Source organism: Streptomyces sp. NPDC042102, from assembly GCF_055582305.1.
In genome coordinates this window covers 861,732-878,194 of sequence record NZ_JBVJDL010000002.1, presented here as the reverse complement: position 1 = coordinate 878,194, position 16,463 = coordinate 861,732, and the positions used below count along the sequence as shown (strand labels likewise).

General features: G+C 72.3%; 13 protein-coding genes and 1 tRNA gene. 5 read left to right on the top strand and 9 right to left on the bottom strand.

Features of this window, described 5'->3' with window-relative positions:
* Positions 1-6: 6 nt before the first annotated feature.
* The 8 genes from ACZ6KO_RS11990 to ACZ6KO_RS11955 all read right to left on the bottom strand — a co-directional run bounded on the left by ACZ6KO_RS11990 (position 7) and on the right by ACZ6KO_RS11955 (position 8,487).
* Entirely contained in the window at positions 7-2,550 is a 2,544-nt protein-coding gene (locus ACZ6KO_RS11990; protein WP_469303288.1) for a DUF4118 domain-containing protein, read from the bottom strand.
* 90 nt (positions 2,551-2,640) lie between these two features.
* Entirely contained in the window at positions 2,641-3,363 is a 723-nt protein-coding gene (locus tag ACZ6KO_RS11985; RefSeq protein WP_469303285.1) for a response regulator, read from the bottom strand.
* A gap of 67 nt (positions 3,364-3,430) precedes the next feature.
* Positions 3,431-4,147, bottom strand: a complete 717-nt coding sequence (locus ACZ6KO_RS11980) for a potassium-transporting ATPase subunit C (RefSeq protein WP_469303283.1) — start codon at positions 4,145-4,147, stop codon at positions 3,431-3,433.
* A gap of 5 nt (positions 4,148-4,152) precedes the next feature.
* Complete coding sequence (gene kdpB, locus ACZ6KO_RS11975) at positions 4,153-6,264, bottom strand: potassium-transporting ATPase subunit KdpB (RefSeq protein ID WP_469303281.1); 2,112 nt, start codon at positions 6,262-6,264, stop codon at positions 4,153-4,155.
* Positions 6,261-7,925, bottom strand: a complete 1,665-nt coding sequence (gene kdpA / locus ACZ6KO_RS11970) for a potassium-transporting ATPase subunit KdpA (RefSeq protein WP_469303279.1) — start codon at positions 7,923-7,925, stop codon at positions 6,261-6,263. Before kdpA ends, kdpB begins: the two co-directional genes overlap by 4 nt.
* 8 nt (positions 7,926-7,933) lie before the next feature.
* On the bottom strand, positions 7,934-8,023 hold the full coding sequence (kdpF, locus tag ACZ6KO_RS11965) for a K(+)-transporting ATPase subunit F (protein ID WP_350233201.1): 90 nt from the start codon (positions 8,021-8,023) through the stop codon (positions 7,934-7,936).
* Positions 8,020-8,163, bottom strand: a complete 144-nt coding sequence (locus tag ACZ6KO_RS11960; RefSeq protein WP_401448335.1) for a hypothetical protein — start codon at positions 8,161-8,163, stop codon at positions 8,020-8,022. The genes kdpF and ACZ6KO_RS11960 overlap by 4 nt, the downstream gene beginning before the upstream one ends.
* Before the next feature lie 251 nt (positions 8,164-8,414).
* Positions 8,415-8,487 (bottom strand) — tRNA-Arg (locus ACZ6KO_RS11955).
* Between the two features lie 333 nt (positions 8,488-8,820).
* On the opposite strand from ACZ6KO_RS11955, the gene ACZ6KO_RS11950 reads away from it, so the two are divergent.
* The 4 genes from ACZ6KO_RS11950 (at position 8,821) to ACZ6KO_RS11935 (ending at position 14,217) form a co-directional block, all read left to right on the top strand.
* On the top strand, positions 8,821-10,437 hold the full coding sequence (locus ACZ6KO_RS11950; RefSeq protein ID WP_469303277.1) for a dynamin family protein: 1,617 nt from the start codon (positions 8,821-8,823) through the stop codon (positions 10,435-10,437).
* A 4-nt stretch (positions 10,438-10,441) separates the two neighbouring features.
* A complete protein-coding gene (locus ACZ6KO_RS11945) occupies positions 10,442-12,385 on the top strand; it encodes a GTPase (protein ID WP_469303275.1) in 1,944 nt (647 codons plus the stop codon).
* A 90-nt stretch (positions 12,386-12,475) separates the two neighbouring features.
* Positions 12,476-12,877, top strand: coding sequence for a single-stranded DNA-binding protein (locus tag ACZ6KO_RS11940; RefSeq protein ID WP_401448341.1), 402 nt, complete (start codon positions 12,476-12,478; stop codon positions 12,875-12,877).
* 74 nt (positions 12,878-12,951) lie between these two features.
* Positions 12,952-14,217 (top strand): thioester domain-containing protein, encoded by a 1,266-nt coding sequence (locus tag ACZ6KO_RS11935; protein WP_469303895.1) that lies wholly within the window; start codon positions 12,952-12,954, stop codon positions 14,215-14,217.
* 19 nt (positions 14,218-14,236) lie between these two features.
* Here the strand turns inward: ACZ6KO_RS11935 and ACZ6KO_RS11930 are convergent, their stop codons facing one another.
* Complete coding sequence (locus ACZ6KO_RS11930) at positions 14,237-14,776, bottom strand: hypothetical protein (protein ID WP_469303273.1); 540 nt, start codon at positions 14,774-14,776, stop codon at positions 14,237-14,239.
* A gap of 111 nt (positions 14,777-14,887) precedes the next feature.
* Between ACZ6KO_RS11930 and ACZ6KO_RS11925 the strand changes: the two genes are divergently transcribed.
* Positions 14,888-16,384 (top strand): phosphatase PAP2 family protein, encoded by a 1,497-nt coding sequence (locus ACZ6KO_RS11925; protein WP_469303270.1) that lies wholly within the window; start codon positions 14,888-14,890, stop codon positions 16,382-16,384.
* Positions 16,385-16,463: the final 79 nt, after the last annotated feature.

Here is a 16,463-nt window from a genome sequence, read left to right as displayed (position 1 = left end):
CCGCCCTCACGTGACCGCCGACGTCGGCAGTTCCGGCGTCACCGGAGCGGCGCCGCCCGCCGTCGGCAGGGTGAGGACCATGGTGAGGCCGCCACCGGGGGTGTCCTCGGCGGTGAGGGTGCCGCCGATGGCCTCGGTGAACCCGCGGGCGACCGCGAGGCCGAGGCCGACGCCCGCGCCGCGCGGGGCGTCGCCGTACCGCTGGAACGGTTCGAATATCCGCCCCTTGGCCTCGTCGGGGACGCCGGGCCCGCGATCCACGACCCGCAGTTCCACCCGGTCGCGCAGGGCACTGGCCGACACGTGCACGCACTGGCCGTCGGGGCTGTACTTGACGGCGTTCTCCACGATGTTGGCCACCGCCCGCTCCAGCAGCCCCCGGTCCACGGCGACCATCGGCAGGGTCTCGGGAATGTCGAGGTCGACGCTGTCCTCGGGGACCCCGCCCAGGGCCATGGGCACGACCTCGTCGAGGTCGGTCTCGCGGATCAGCGGGACCACGGTGCCCGTGTTCAGCCGGGACATGTCGAGCAGGTTGCCGATCAGCGCGGCGAGCCGGTCGGCGCCCTCCTCGATGCCCTCCAGCAGGTCGGCACGGTCGGTCTCGGACCACTCGACGTCGTCGGAGCGCAGCGAGGTCACCGACGCCTTGATCCCGGCGAGCGGGGTCCGCAGATCGTGGCTGACGGCCGCGAGGAGGGCGGTGCGGATCCGGTTGCCCTCGGCGAGCTCGCGGGCCTTCTCCGCCTCGCCCACCAGGCGCTGGCGGTCCAGGACCACCGCCGCCTGCGCGGCGAAGGCACCCAGCACGCGCCGGTCCTCGGCGGGCAGCACCCGCCCCGAGAGCGCGAGGGCCATGGTGTCGCCCATCGGCATGTCGACGTCCGCGTCCTCGGGCCGGCCCACGGGGTGCGGGCCCACGGACGCGGCCGTGCTCCAGGCGTCGACCTCGCTCGCCCGTTCCAGCAGCGCCACCGAGTCCATCGAGAACGTCTCGCGCAGCCGCTCCAGCAGGGCGTCCAGGGAGTTCTCGCCGCGCAGCACGCTGCCGGCGAGGAAGGAGAGGATCTCGGACTCGGCGCGCAGCCGGGCCGCCTGGTGGGTGCGGCGGGCCGCCAGGTCCACCACCGACGCCACCGAGACGGCCACGCCCACGAAGATGGCGAGGGCGACCATGTTGCGCGGATCGGAGATCGTCAGCTGGTACAGGGGCGGTGTGAAGAAGTAGTTGAGCACCAGCGAGCCGACCGCCGCCGACGCCAGCGCCGGCAGCAGCCCGCCCAGCAGGGCGGCGGCGACCGTCAGCGTCAGGAACAGCAGCATGTCGTTCGCGAGCCCGAGGCCGGGCAGGACCTGGCTGAGCAGCAGCGTCAGCAGCCCCGGCCCGACGACTCCGGTCAGCCAGCCCCAGATGATCCGCGAACGCCCCAGCCGCGCACCCCGCGCGATCGGCAGCCCGCGCCCCTTCGCCACCGCGTCGTGGGTGACCATGTGGACGTCGAGGTCCGGGCCGGACTCCCGGGCCACGGTGGCGCTCACACCGGGCCCGAAGGCGTACTGCCAGCTCTTGCGGCGGCTGACGCCCAGGACGATCTGGGTGGCGTTGACCCCGCGCGCGAACTCCAGCAGGGAGTGCGAGACGTCATCGCCTATGACGTGGTGGAAGGTGCCGCCGAGATCCTCGACCAGGGTCCGCTGGACGGCCAGTTCCTTGGGCGAGGCGGAGGAGAGTCCGTCGCTCGCCGCGATGTAGACGGCCAGGACCTCGCCGCCCGCGCCCTTCTCCGCCAGGCGCGCGGCCCGGCGGATCAGGGTGCGGCCCTCGGGGCCGCCGGTCAGGCCCACCACGATGCGTTCGCGGGCCTGCCAGGTGGTGCGGATGTTGTGCTCGCCCCGGTACTCCTGGAGGTACTCGTCGACCCGGTCGGCGACCCACAGCAGGGCCAGCTCGCGCAGGGCCGTGAGGTTGCCGGGACGGAAGTAGTTCGACAGGGCCGCGTCGACCTTGTCCGGCTTGTAGATGTTGCCGTGCGCCATCCGCCGGCGCAGCGCCTGCGGCGACATGTCCACCAGCTCGATCTGGTCGGCACGCCGGACGACCTCGTCCGGCACCGTCTCGCGCTGACGCACCCCCGTGATCGTCTCGACCACGTCACCCAGCGACTCCAGGTGCTGGATGTTGACGGTGGACACCACGTCGATGCCCGCCTGGAGCAGCTCCTCCACGTCCTGCCAGCGCTTGGTGTTGCGCGAGCCCGGCACATTGGTGTGCGCCAGCTCGTCCACCAGCGCGACGGCGGGACGCCGGGCGAGCAGGGCGTCCACGTCCATCTCGGTGAACGTGCCGCCCCGGTACTCGATCTCCCGGCGCCCCATGAGCTCCAGGCCGTGCAGCATCACCTCGGTGCGCGGCCTGCTGTGGTGCTCCACGAAGCCGACGACGCAGTCCGTGCCGCGCTCGACCCTGCGGTGCGCCTCGGAGAGCATGGCGTACGTCTTGCCGACGCCTGGCGCCGCGCCGAGGTAGATCCGGAGCTTTCCGCGTCCCATGCCGCCGGCTTCTCTTCCTTCGAGGGGGTTCGTGTGTGGGGGGAGTGGGGCCCGCCGGGAGTGGCCGGGCCCGCCGGGCGTGAGGGCACGTCAGGGACGGCCGGGCCCGTCGGGGACGGCCGGGCCCGGTGACAGCTCGAAGCGGTATCCCATGCCCGGCTCGGTGATCAGGTACCGCGGCCGGGACGGGTCGGGCTCCAGCTTGCGGCGCAGCTGGGCCATGTAGACCCGCAGGTAGTTGGTGTGTTCCGCGTACGTCGGACCCCAGACCTCCAGCAGCAGCCGGCGTTGGCTGACCAGGTGCCCGGGGGCGGCGGTCAGGATCTCCAGCAGGTGCCACTCGGTCGGGGTCAGACGTACGGGGCGGTTGCCGCGCAGCACCTTCTTGGCGACCAGGTCGATGGTGAAATCGTCGGTCGTGATCAGGGGCGGGGCGTCGGAGCGGACCGGCTCCTCCTGGCGCCGGGTGGCGGCGCGCAGGCGGGCCAGCAGCTCGTCCATGCTGAACGGCTTGGTGACGTAGTCGTCCGCGCCGGCGTCCAGCGCCCTGATCTTCTCCTCGGAGGTGTGCCGGGCGGACAGGACCAGGATCGGTACCCTGCTCCAGCCGCGCACACTTTTGATCACATCGACGCCGTCCATGTCCGGCAGACCGAGGTCCAAAAGGATGACGTCCGGCTTGCGGGCGACGATGCTGCGCAGGGCCGCCCCGCCGTCGGCGGCCTCCTCGACCTCGAACTTGCGCGCCTGCAGGTTGATCCTGAGCGCGCGCACGAGCTGATGGTCGTCTTCCACCACGAGCACCCGGGTCATGGGGTGTGCAGCCTTTCTTCGGTGCGGGGCACGACGGAGGGCAGCCCGGTGCGTAAGCGCCCGGGGTTCACCCCTTGACCAGGTCCCTGAGGGCGGTGTTCAGCTTGAGGACGTTGACGCGGGGTTCGCCGATGAAGCCCAGCGTGCGGCCTTCGGTGTTGTCCTTGACGAGCTTTTCGACCTGCTTGACGTCGAGGTTGTTCTGCTCGGCGACGCGGTGGATCTGGAGGTCGGCGTACTCGGGGGAGATGTTCGGGTCGAGGCCGGAGCCGGAGGAGGTGACGGCGTCGGCCGGTACGTCCTTGGGGTCGACCTTGTACGTCGCGGTGGTGTTGTCGGCTACGACGGCTTCCTTGGCTGCGACGACCTGGGCGCAGAGGGTTCCCTCTTTGGCGTCCTTGGTGCACGTGCCGTCGATCGCGCCGTTGTCGCCGGAGCGGTTGGTGGCGCCGGAGAGGATGATCGAGTACTGGGTGTTGACGCTGTTGGTGCCCAGGCCGTTGGAGGGGCGCGGCTGGAACCACTTCAGGTCCGGCCTGGCCGCCTCCTCCGCGTCGTCCGGGTTCTGCTTGGGCAGGTTGTAGGTCTGCCCGATCAGCTCGGAGCCGACGACCTGCCCGCTCTTGTCCTTGATCTCGGACCCGTTGGCGTTGTCGTTGAAGAGGGCCTGGGCGATGCCGGTCACGGCGAGCGGGTAGAGGACCCCGCACAGCACCGTCAGGACGAGCAGGGCACGCAGCCCGGCGCCCAGCAGGCGCGCGGTGTTTCCTACGGAGTTATTCATGGCCCTTAGCCGATTCCGGGGATGAGGGAGATGATCATGTCGATGAGCTTGATGCCGATGAACGGGGCGATCAGGCCGCCGAGTCCGTAGAGGCCGAGGTTGCGGCGGAGCATCTTGTCGGCGCTGGAGGGCCGGTACTGCACGCCCTTCAGGGCGAGCGGCACGAGCGCGATGATGATCAGTGCGTTGAAGATGACCGCGGAGAGGATCGCGGACTCCGGTGAGGCCAGGCCCATGATGTTGAGCTTGTCCAGGCTGGGGTAGGCGATCGCGAACATCGCGGGGATGATCGCGAAGTACTTCGCGACGTCGTTGGCGATGGAGAAGGTGGTCAGCGCGCCGCGGGTGATCAGGAGCTGCTTGCCGATCTCGACGATCTCGATGAGCTTGGTGGGGTTGGAGTCCAGGTCCACCATGTTCCCGGCCTCCTTGGCGGCCGAGGTTCCGGTGTTCATGGCGACGCCGACGTCGGCCTGGGCCAGGGCGGGGGCGTCGTTGGTGCCGTCACCGGTCATCGCGACCAGCTTGCCGCCGGCCTGTTCCCGCTTGATGAGGGCCATCTTGTCCTCGGGGGTGGCCTCGGCGAGGAAGTCGTCGACGCCGGCCTCCTCGGCGATGGCCTTCGCGGTCAGCGGGTTGTCACCCGTGATCATGACCGTCTTGATGCCCATGCGGCGCAGTTCCTCGAACCGCTCCCGCATGCCTTCCTTGACGACGTCCTTGAGGTGGATGACACCCAGGATCCGGGCGCCCTTGTCGTCCTCGACGGCGACCAGCAGCGGCGTACCGCCGGCCTCGGAGATCGTGTTGGCGAGGAGGTCGGCGTCGTCGGAGACGTGGCCGCCCTGCTCCTTGACCCAGGTGATGACGGATCCGGCGGCGCCCTTGCGGATCTTCCTGCCGTCGACGTCCACGCCCGACATGCGGGTCTGGGCGGTGAAGGCGATCCACTGGGCGTGGGCGAGTTCGCCCTGGTGGCGCTCGCGCAGCCCGTACTTCTCCTTGGCGAGGACGACGATGGAACGGCCCTCGGGGGTCTCGTCGGCCAGGGAGGACAGCTGGGCGGCGTCGGCGACCTCGGCCTCGGTGGTGCCCTTGACGGGGAGGAACTCGGCGGCCTGGCGGTTGCCGAGGGTGATGGTGCCGGTCTTGTCCAGCAGCAGCGTCGAGACGTCACCCGCCGCTTCCACGGCACGTCCGCTCATGGCCAGGACGTTGCGCTGGACGAGGCGGTCCATGCCGGCGATGCCGATCGCGGAGAGCAGCGCGCCGATCGTGGTGGGGATCAGGCAGACCAGCAGGGCCGCCAGGACGATCAGCGAGGTCTGGTCGTCGGCGCCGGCGTAGATCGCGAACGGCTTGAGGGTGACGACCGCCAGGAGGAAGACGATGGTGAGGGACGCCAGCAGGATGTTCAGGGCGATCTCGTTGGGGGTCTTCTGCCGGGCCGCGCCCTCGACCAGGTTGATCATGCGGTCGATGAACGTCTCACCGGGCTTCGTCGTGATCTTGACGACGATCCGGTCGGAGAGGACCTTCGTGCCGCCGGTGACCGCGCTGCGGTCGCCGCCGGACTCCCGGATGACCGGGGCGGACTCGCCGGTGATCGCGGATTCGTCCACGGAGGCGACACCCTCGACGACGTCACCGTCGCCGGGGATGACGTCGCCGGCCTCGCAGACCACCAGGTCACCGATCTTCAGGTCGGTGCCGGGGACCTGCTCCTCACCTTGGCCGTCCTTGGTCAGGCGGCGGGCGACGGTGTCGGTCTTGGCCTTGCGCAGGGTGTCGGCCTGGGCCTTGCCGCGGCCCTCGGCGACGGCCTCGGCGAGGTTGGCGAAGATCGTGGTCAGCCACAGCCAGGCGGTGATCGCCCACCCGAACCAGTCGGTGGGGTTCTTGACGGCCAGGACGGTGGTGACCACCGATCCGATCAGGACCACGAACATGACCGGCGACTTGATCATGATGCGCGGGTCGAGCTTGCGGATCGCGTCGGGGAAGGACTTGATGAGCTGCTTGGGGTCGAACAGGCCGCCGCCCACGCGTCCGGCCGGGGGCTTGTGCCCGGTGGGAACGTCCTCGTGTGGGGCACGGGTGGGGGTGATGGTGCTCATGAGGCGAGCCCTTCGGCAAGCGGACCCAGCGCGAGGGCGGGGAAGTAGGTCAGACCGGTGATGATGAGGATCGTGCCGACGAGCAGGCCCGCGTAGAGCGGCTTGTCGGTGCGCAGCGTGCCCGCGGTCTCGGGAACGGGCTTCTGCTCGGCCAGCGAGCCGGCCAGCGCCAGGACGAACACCATGGGCAGGAAACGGCCCAGCAGCATCGCGATGCCGATCGTCGAGTTGAACCACTGCGTGTCGGCGTTCAGGCCCGCGAACGCGGAGCCGTTGTTGTTGGCGCCGGAGGTGTAGGCGTAGAGGATCTCGGAGAAGCCGTGCGCGCCGGAGTTGGTCATGGAGTTGCCCGGGGTGGGCAGGGCCATGGCGGCGGCGGTGAAGCACAGCACGAGAGCCGGGGTGATCAGGATGTAGCAGGCCGCGAACTTGATCTCGCGGGTGCCGATCTTCTTGCCCAGGTACTCCGGCGTCCGGCCGACCATCAGACCCGCGATGAACACCGCGATGATCGCCATGATCAGCATGCCGTAGAGGCCGGAGCCGACACCGCCGGGGGCGATCTCGCCGAGCTGCATGCCCAGCAGCTGGATCCCGCCGCCGAAACCGGTGAAGGAGGAATGGAAGGAGTTGACCGCACCCGTGGACGTCAGCGTCGTGGCCACGGAGAAGATCGCGGAACCGGCGATGCCGAAACGGGTCTCCTTGCCCTCCATCGCCCCGCCCGCGGCCTCGAACGCCGGGCCGCGGCCCGCGAACTCGGTCCACATCATCAGCGCGGTGAAGACGATCCAGATGAACGCCATCGTCGCCAGGATCGCGTAACCCTGCTTCACACTGCCGACCATCTTGCCGAAGGTCCGGGTCAGCGCGAACGGGATGACCAGGATCAGGAAGACCTCGAAGAGGCTCGTGAACGGGGTCGGGTTCTCGAAGGGGTGGGCGGAGTTGGCGTTGAAGTAGCCGCCGCCGTTGGTGCCCAGCTCCTTGATGACCTCCTGCGAGGCCACCGCACCACCGTTCCACTGCTGGCTGCCGCCCATGAACTGGCCGACCTCGTGAATCCCCGCGAAGTTCTGGATCGCACCACAGGCCACCAGGACGACCGCGCCGATCACCGACAGCGGCAGCAGGATACGGAACACACCACGGACCAGATCGGCCCAGAAGTTGCCGAGCTCACCGGTACGCGAACGCGCGAAACCCCGCACCAGCGCCACCGCGACGGCGATACCGACGGCCGCGGACACGAAGTTCTGCACCGCCAGACCACCGGTCTGCACCACATGGCCCATGGCCTGCTCGCCGTAGTACGACTGCCAGTTGGTGTTCGCCACGAACGACGCGGCGGTGTTGAACGCCTGATCCGGATCGATCGAGGCGAAACCCAGCGAGCCGGGCAGACTGCCCTGCAGACGCTGCAGGGCGTAGAGGAACAGGACACTCACGGCCGAGAACGCCAGCACACCACGCAGGTAGGCGGGCCAGCGCATCTCGGCGGACGGGTTGGCGCCGATGGCCTTGTAGATCCACTTCTCCGGAAGGTAATGCTTCTCGGAGGAGTAGACCCGGGCCATGTAATCGCCCAGCGGACGGTACGCCAGCGCGAGCGCGGCGATCAGCGCGAGCAGCTGGAGCACACCAGCGGTTACGGGGCTCATTTCGGTGCTCAGAACCTCTCCGGGTACACAAGCGCAAGGACGAGGTAACCGAGCAGGGCGACGGCCACGACCAGGCCGACAATGTTCTCGACGCTCACAGCTTTGCCACCCCCTTGGCGACAAGCGCCACCAGCGCGAAAACCGCGACCGTGGTGACGACGAAGGCCACGTCGGCCATCGTGAGCTCCTGGATGAAGTGATGAGATGGGAATCGGCCGTCTTGGCCGATGACGAGCAAACCGCGCGCTCGTCCCCGCGTTAAGACGCTTTGACGCCCTCCATACGGCGCCCCCGGAACTCTTGACGCCGCCCTGACGCCGGGATGGCCGACCCGAGACCTTGCGAGCCCCCCGCCGCTGCCCCGTGAACGCCACCGTGCGTGTGCACCGTGGCCGGGCCTTACGCGACTGCTACCGGTAGCCCGCTAAGGTGCGCTGACCTGCGAAAAAGCCCTCCGGTCCGGAGGGACGGAGGGCTGTGGAGGAAGAGTGCCCCCGGCAGGACTCGAACCTGCGGCCAAGCGCTTAGAAGGCGCCTGCTCTATCCACTGAGCTACGGGGGCCGGAAGGTGACCGTGTGCGGCCTGGAGCCCCGAGGTGGGGGTGGGACTTCGGTCCGTGCCGGGTCAAGGATAGGGCTCCGGTCGCCTTGTCCCGGTTGCTTCACCCGCGTGCCACGATGTGGAGGTTCGGTGAAGCGGTCCCGATAATCGCAGGCAGGTGCGATTCTCGCACCGCTTTTGCGCCGCGGCGCCCCGGGTGTTGTGCACTCGTTATGCCTGCGTCCCACTCATCCCGTGTGTCTGTGATGTCCCTCCGGAGTCGCGGTCGGCGCGCAGAGGGCGTATAAGCTTCAAAAAAGGTCACAAATTGGGCATTCTTCGCATGTGGTGACCTTGGATGTTCGGCCTCAGCTGCTCGATGCCCTGTCCGCGCTGCGCGACCGGGTCGCCTCCGTGCGTCTCCCGCTGCCCCTGCCCGGCGCCCCGCGCGCCCGCCAGACCAGAGCCGAGCTGCTCGCGCAGCTCGACGACTACCTCGTACCGCGCCTCAAGGCCCCCGAGGCCCCGGTGCTCGCCGTCGTCGGCGGGTCCACCGGCGCCGGGAAGTCCACCCTCGTCAACTCCCTCGTCGGGCGGCAGGTCAGCGAGGCCGGGGTGCTGCGGCCCACCACCCGGACCCCGGTGCTCGTCTGCCACCCGGACGACCACCACTGGTTCGCCGGCATGCGGGTCCTGCCCGACCTGATGCGGGTCTGGCTGCCGCCGGGCGAGGAGGAGGTCGTCCCCCAGGACAGGAACCCCGCCCGCCGGGGCGCCAGGACGCGCGGCGGTGCCGCCCGCGAGCTGCGCATCGAGACCGTCAGCAGCCTGCCGCGCGGCCTCGCCCTCCTCGACGCGCCCGACATCGACTCGCTCGTGGTGGAGAACCGGACGCTCGCCGCCGAACTCCTCTGCGCCGCCGACGTCTGGGTCATGGTCACCACCGCCTCCCGCTACGCGGACGCCGTGCCCTGGTATCTCCTGCGCACCGCCAAGGAGTACAAGGCCACCCTCATCACCGTCCTCGACCGGGTCCCCCACCAGGTGCTCACCGAGGTCTCCCGCCAGTACGGCGCCCTGCTCACCCGGGCCGGGCTGGGCGACGTACCGCGCTTCACGGTCCCCGAGCTGCCCGAGTCCGCCGGCGGCAGCGGGCTGCTGCCCGCCAGCGCCGTCGCGCCGCTCGCCGCCTGGCTGCTGCACCACGCCCAGGACCCGGCCGCGCGCCAGCAGGCGGTCGGCCGTACCGCCATGGGCATGCTGGACTCCCTCCGCCGCCGGATGCCCGAACTCGCCTCCGCCGTCGCCGCCCAGCACGCCGCCGCCGTACGGCTCACCACCGCCGTCGAGGACGCCTTCAAGCGGGAGGGCAAGCGCGTACGGGCGCGGCTCGACGCCGGAGCCGTCCTGGCCGGGGACGCCCTCACCCGCTGGCGCGGCTACCCCCTCGACACCTCCGCCGACGAGCTGCTCGACTCGCTCGCCGAGAGCCTCGCGGCCCTCCTCCAGTGCGCCGTGGCCGCCGCCGACGAGCGGATCGCCCAGGCCTGGCGCCGGGAACCCGCCTCCGGAGCCGTCCCGCTGGCCGCCCCCGACCGGGAGGCCGCCGAACGCATCGGCATGGCCGTACGCCACTGGCGGCGCGTCCTGGAGGAGCTCGCCGAGGAGGAGGTGGCCGGGCTCGCCAAGCAGCCCGCCCCCGACCCCGACAGCGTGGCCGCGCTGCTGGTCGCCGCCCTGCTCGGCGGCAAACGGGCCCGGGCCGCCGGCGAGAAGCTCGCCGAACGGATCGGCGTCCAGGCCGCGCTGCGGCTGCGCGACCGCGGCGGCGAACTCGTCGGTGAACACCTCGACCAGGTGCTGCGCGCCGAACGCGACCGCCGCCTCGCCCCCCTCGACGCGCTCGAAGTCACCCCGGAGCTCCAGTCCGAGCTGATCGCCGCGCTGTCCGTTCTGCAGAAGGAGAGGTGACGCGGTGACCGCTCTGACCGACCGCACCGACGACCGCTGGGACGACGGGCTCATCGCCCGCTCGCGCCGCCCGGACGCCGACGGCGAACTCGGCGACGAGGACTGCGCCTCCGACGAGGCGCTGGTCCGGGCCGTCTCCGGGGCCGGCAGCGACGGCGGCAAGGCGTCCGCGCCGCCGCTCAGCCCCGAGGGGCAGGCGCTGCGCGCCCGCCTGGAGGCGCTGCGTCAGCTCGTCGGCCTGTCGCGCACCCGGCTCGACGGCAAGACCCTGGCCGAGGCCGGCCGGGTGCTGGACGAGGCCGCGGCGCGCCGCGGGCTCTCGCCGCAGCACACGGTCGTCGCCGTCGCCGGTGCCACCGGAAGTGGCAAGTCCACCCTCTTCAATTCACTCGCCGGGGTACAGATTTCGGAGACCGGACTACGCCGCCCCACCACCGCCGCGCCCATCGCGTGCAGCTGGTCGGACGGCGCGGCCGGGCTGCTGGACCGGCTGGAGATCCCCGGCCGGCTGCGCCGCCGGCCCCGCGAGAGCCCGGACGGCGAGGCGCTGCGCGGGCTCGTCCTCGTCGACCTGCCCGACCTCGACTCGGCACTCGGCGTGCACCGCGAGCACGTGGACCGGGTGCTCGCCCTCGTCGACGCCGTGGTGTGGGTGGTCGACCCCGAGAAGTACGCCGACGCCGTCCTCCACGAGAGGTACCTGCGGCCGCTCGCCGGGCACGCCGAGGTGACCTTCGTCGTCCTCAACCAGGTCGACCGGCTCCCGAGCGAGGCCGCCGACCAGGTGCTCGACGACCTGCGCCGGCTGCTGGACGAGGACGGGATCGCGCTGGGCGAGCACGGCGAGCCGGGCGCCACCGTGCTGGCGCTGTCCGCGCTGACCGGCGAGGGCGTCGGCGAGCTGCGCGAGCTGCTGGGCCAGTTCACCCAGGAACGCGGCGCCGCCAACCGGCGGATCTCCGCCGACGTCGACCGTGCGGCGGCGCGGCTGCGGCCCCTGTACGTCGCCGACGGACACGGCCGGCCGGAGATCGGGGAGAGCGCCCGCGCCGAGTTCGAGGACCGGCTCGCGGAGGCGGTCGGCGCGTACGCGGCCGGGCTCGCCGCGGAACGGTCCTGGCGGCGCAACGCCGGCAAGGCCTGCGGCACCCCCTGGCTGCGGCTGTGGCGCTGGTACGAGGGCAAGCGCGCCCCGCACCGGCTCAGCGGGCTGGCGGCGCTGGCGGCCCTCGGCGGGCGCACCTTCGGCGGAGAGCCGGAACCGCCCCCCGAGGAGGAGGTGACGGCCCGCCAGCGCGTGGAGCAGGCGGTGCGCACGGTCGCAGACGAGGCCGCCGCCGGGCTGCCCGAACCCTGGGCACAGGCCGTGCGGGAGGCGGCGGTGCGCGGCGCGGACCAGCTGCCGGAGGCGCTGGACGAACTCGCGGTGACGGTGGGCGTGCCGACCGGCAAGCCGCCGCGGCCCGCGTGGTGGCCGGTGGCCGTCCTCACGCAGGCCGCGATGACGCTGCTGCAGATCTTCGGCGGGCTGTGGCTGGTCGGGCAGATCGCCGGGGTGCTCCCGCCGCGGCTGCTGCCGCCGGTGCTGCTGATGGTGGCGGGCATCGTGGGCGGGCCGCTCGTGGAGTGGGCCTGCTCGATGGCCGCGCGGGGGCCGGCCCGGCGGTACGGGCAGGATGCCGAGCAGCGGCTGCGGCAGGCGGCGGCCGGGTGCGGGCGGGCCCGGGTGCTGGAACCGGTGGCGGCGGAACTGCTGCGCTACCAGGAGGTGCGGGAGCAGTACGTGAACGTGGCCGCGGGCGCGGTGGCGGGCCGTTCGGGTGGATCGGGCGGCGGCTCGGGCGGTTCGGGTGGTTCGGGCGGTGGCTCGGGCGGACCGGGTGGTGGCTCGGGTGGATCCGGCCGTTCGGGTGGTCTGGGCGCGAGGTTGTCCACAATCCGTCAGTAGTCCACAGGCGCGGGCGGGGTGAGGAGGGTCGGGCGCAGGCTGGTCTCGCGTGGTTCGCACGTGCCGGGACGATGAGGAGGGGACACCGGGATGAACGAGACCGTGGTGACGCTGGTGGGTCATGTGGCGACCCAGATCGACTACCGCGAGACGCCGAGCGGGCCGTCGGCGAGGTTCCGCTTCTGTGTGCAGCCGAGGTTCTACGACCGGCAGAAGGAGGCCTGGGCCGACGGGGCGGCCAGCTTCTACACCGTGTGGGCGCGGCGGACCCTGGCCGCCAACCTCGCGGCCTCGGTGTCGGTGGGGGAGCCCCTGGTGCTGCACGGGCGGCTGCGGGTGCGGGACGAGACGGACGACGGCAAGCGCTGGGTCACCGCCGAGGTCGACGCGTTCGCCGCCGGGCACGACCTGACCCGGGGGACCGCCGCGTTCCGCCGGGTGATCAAGGTGGGGGCACCCCTGACGGAAGCTCAGAGGGTGGCGGTGGTCTAGGTGTTCGAGACCTATAGGATTCCCCGGAATACACGGGCATCTGGGTCGTTGGCCCGAAGGGGAAGACTGTGTCGATTGCCGTTCCCGCTTCTTCTGTTCCTGCCGATTCCGAAGGGCCCGCCACCGATACCGCCGGCAGCGCCGGTGCGCGTGCCGGTGGTGGTGGAGTCCGGGCTGCCGCCCGGCGGCCGTTCGCGGTGGCACTGCTCGCCGCCGCGCTCGCGACCGCGCCCGGCGCCCCGGCCGCCGCCGCCGAAGGGGACGGCCTGGTGCAGCGGCCGCAGGAGGGCGCGAGCGCCGTGCTGGACGGCCTGAAGACGTACGGGCAGGCGGTCCTGCGCACCAGTGACGGCGCCGTGCGGCAGATTCCCGCCGGGCTGTACGAGATGCGTGTCGACGGCGGCGGGATGCTGCAGACGTACGGGGTCGGCCTGGCCGGGTCCGCGCAGCCGCAGGCCCGCTACACGGAGACCGCGTGGAGCGGCAGCCCGCTCGGCGGGAACGGCGAGGCGGGCCGGATCCGCTGGGTGCTGGAGCACTCCTACCCCCAGCTGAACGATCTGGCCGGGCTGGCGAAGGCGGCCGGCGCCGGCGCGCTCACCGCGGAGAGCGCGGCGGCCGGGACCCAGGTGGCGATCTGGCGGCTGGCCGACGGCGTCCAGGTGGAGGCGACCGACCCGGCGGCCCAGAAGCTGGCCGACTATCTGCAGAAGTCGGCCGGGCGGATGAGTGAGCCGCCGGCGTCGCTGAGCCTGGAGCCCGGGCAGGTCTCGGGCCCGGCCGGCGGCCGGATCGGGCCGGTGACCGTACGGACGGGTGCCCAGAGCGTGACGGTCACCCCGGACGCCGCCGCCCGGGCCATGGGCGTGCGGGTGGTCGACGCCGAGGGGCGGCCGGTCACCGCGGCCTCGCACGGCAGCCGGCTGTACTTCGAGGTTCCGGTGGGTACGCCGGACGGCACGGCCTCGGTGTCGGTCCAGGGGGCCACCCGGGTTCCGGTGGGCCGGGTGTTCACCAGCGGCGAGTGGTCGCAGGCCCAGATCGTGGCCGGGTCCAGCGCGTCGTCGGCCACGGCGGGCGCGACGGCGCTGTGGCCGCAGACCCGGACGCTCCAGACCGAGGCGCAGGGCGGTCCCGGCACGCCGGTCACCGTCGCGGCGGCCGCGGGCGCCTCGGGGGCGACCTCGCCGGAGGAGGACAGCGACGACCTGCTCGCGGCCAGCGGCAGCTCGGCGGCCACCCCGGTGATCGCGGCGCTGGCGGTGGGCCTGGTGGTGCTGGGCGGCATGGTGGTCCTGGTGCTGCGCAAGCGGCCGCTGGACGAGGAAGACGCCTCGTAGCACCCGGCCGGTCACGGCATCAGAGGGTGTAGGCCCTCAGCTCGACGCGCAGGGTGCCGTCGGGCAGGGTCCAGGCTTCGATCGCCGTCCTGTCGGCGAGGTGCCGTACGACTCTCCCCTTCGCGTCCGGCGGAGTGTTGTCGGCGGGCATGGTCACGTCGGCGCACAAGTCGGCCACGGGTGTGCAGCCACGGGGCGGCTTTGCGGTGGGGTAGGAGGCCCGGAGCCAGGCTTCGAAGTCCTCGCGGGGGATGCGGAACTCGCCCTTGTACTGGATGCCCAGCCACTGGCCCAGCCGGCAGTCGGCCTGGCGCGCGGCTGCCGGCAGCGGCTGGGCGGCGGCGAAGCGGGTGGCCTCCGCGCAGGGCACGGACAGGGTCCCGTTGAAGAGCTGGATGAGGACGCAGGCGTACCAGACGCCGGCGCCGAGGGTGCCCACGACCAGCACGGCCACCAGGCTCCAGATTGTCCTGGGCCGGCGCAGCGCGCGGACGAGCCGCGCCGTGGGGGTGGGGGTGGTCGGGGTCGGGGGCGTCGGCCCGGTGGTCGGGGTGGTCATGTGGCGCGGCTCCTCGCACGGTTCCTGCTGTCCGACTTGGTGATCGAACTGAACGCGTTCAGTGTGAACGCGTTCAAGATAGCGCACGGGGGAATCGGGTAGAGGTGCGGAATGACGACCGAGACACCTCATGGAGCGCCGCTGACCTGGCGGCACGCCCCCGCCGTCTGGGACCGGACGCTGTTCGACGTGGTCGCCCGGCGGCACTGGCCGGGAGCGGACCGGGTGCTGCCACGGCTCGGGCGCGCCGCGAACCACGGGCTGCTGTGGGGCGGGACCGCCGCGGCCCTCGCCATGTTCGGGTCGGCCACGGCGCGCCGGGCCGCGCTGCGCGGGATGGCCTCGCTCGCGCTGGCCTCCGGCACCATCAACACCGTCGGCAAGTGGTCGGTGCGCAGGCCGCGGCCCGTGCTGGACGGGGTCCCGGCGGTGCGCCAGCTCGCCACCCAGCCGACGACCACGTCCTTCCCCTCCGGGCACGCGGCCTCCGCGTTCGCCTTCGCCGCCGGGCTGGCCCTGGAGCACCCCGGCTGGGGCGTGGCGGTGGCGCCGGTCGCGGCCTCGGTCGCCTTCTCCCGCGTGTACACCGGGGTGCACTACCCCAGCGACGTCCTGGCGGGCGCCGCGCTCGGGGTGGCCGCCGGGTTCGGCGTACGGCGGCTGACGCGTGTCGCCGAGCGGGCGCGGGCGCTGCCCGGCGACGAGCGCCCGGCTGCCGGGGCCCCGGCGCTGCCGGACGGCGCCGGGCTGGTCGTGGTCGTCAACACCGCCTCGGGCACGGCCGCGGTGGCGGGCCTCGACACCGTGCGCACCGCGCTGCCCCGGGCCGAGGTGGTCGAGTGCGCGGGCCCGGAGCTGACGGCGGAGCTCGCCGCGGCCGCCCGGCGGGCCACCGTGCTCGGGGTGTGCGGCGGCGACGGCACCGTGAACGCGGCGGCCACCGCCGCCCTGCGCGCCGGGGTCCCGCTCGCCGTGTTCCCCGGAGGCACCCTCAATCACTTCGCCCTGGACTTCGGTCTCACCGGCCCCGAGGACACGGTCCGGGCCGTGGCGGCGGGGCGGGCGGTGCGCGTCGGCGTCGGCCGGTTCGCCCCGGGCCCGGAGCCGGACGGCGCCCCGGGTTACTTCCTCAACACGTTCAGCATCGGGGTCTACCCCGAGCTGCTCGGGCACCGGCTGCGCTGGACCCCGCGGATCGGCAGCGGTCCGGCCGCCCTGCTGGCCGCCGGCCGGGTGCTGCGGGCGCAGCGCCCCGTACGGCTGCGGCTGGCCGGCCGCCGCCGCGCGGTGTGGCTGCTCTTCGCGGGCAACGGCACCTATCACGGCACCGGCCCCGCCCCGCGGCGCCGGCTGAGCCTGGGGGAGGGGCTGCTCGACGTACGCCTGGTCTACGGCGGCGGCCGCCCCGGGCCGCGGCTGCTGGCCGCGGCGGCCGCGGGCCCGCTGAGCCGGTCGCCGGTGCACACGGCCACCCGGTTGCGCAGCCTGCGGGTCTCGGAGGTCCCGGAGGGCACCCCGCTCGCCTACGACGGCGAGTTCGCGCCCGCGCCGCAGGCCTTCGTCCTCGACCAGCTGCCGGACGCGCTCGTCGTCTACCGGCCGGAATGATCAGATCTCGCTACCGGTCGGTAATTATTCGGTCATGATCAGCCGATTTTGCCCTTAGGGTGACGGTGAATCGATCACC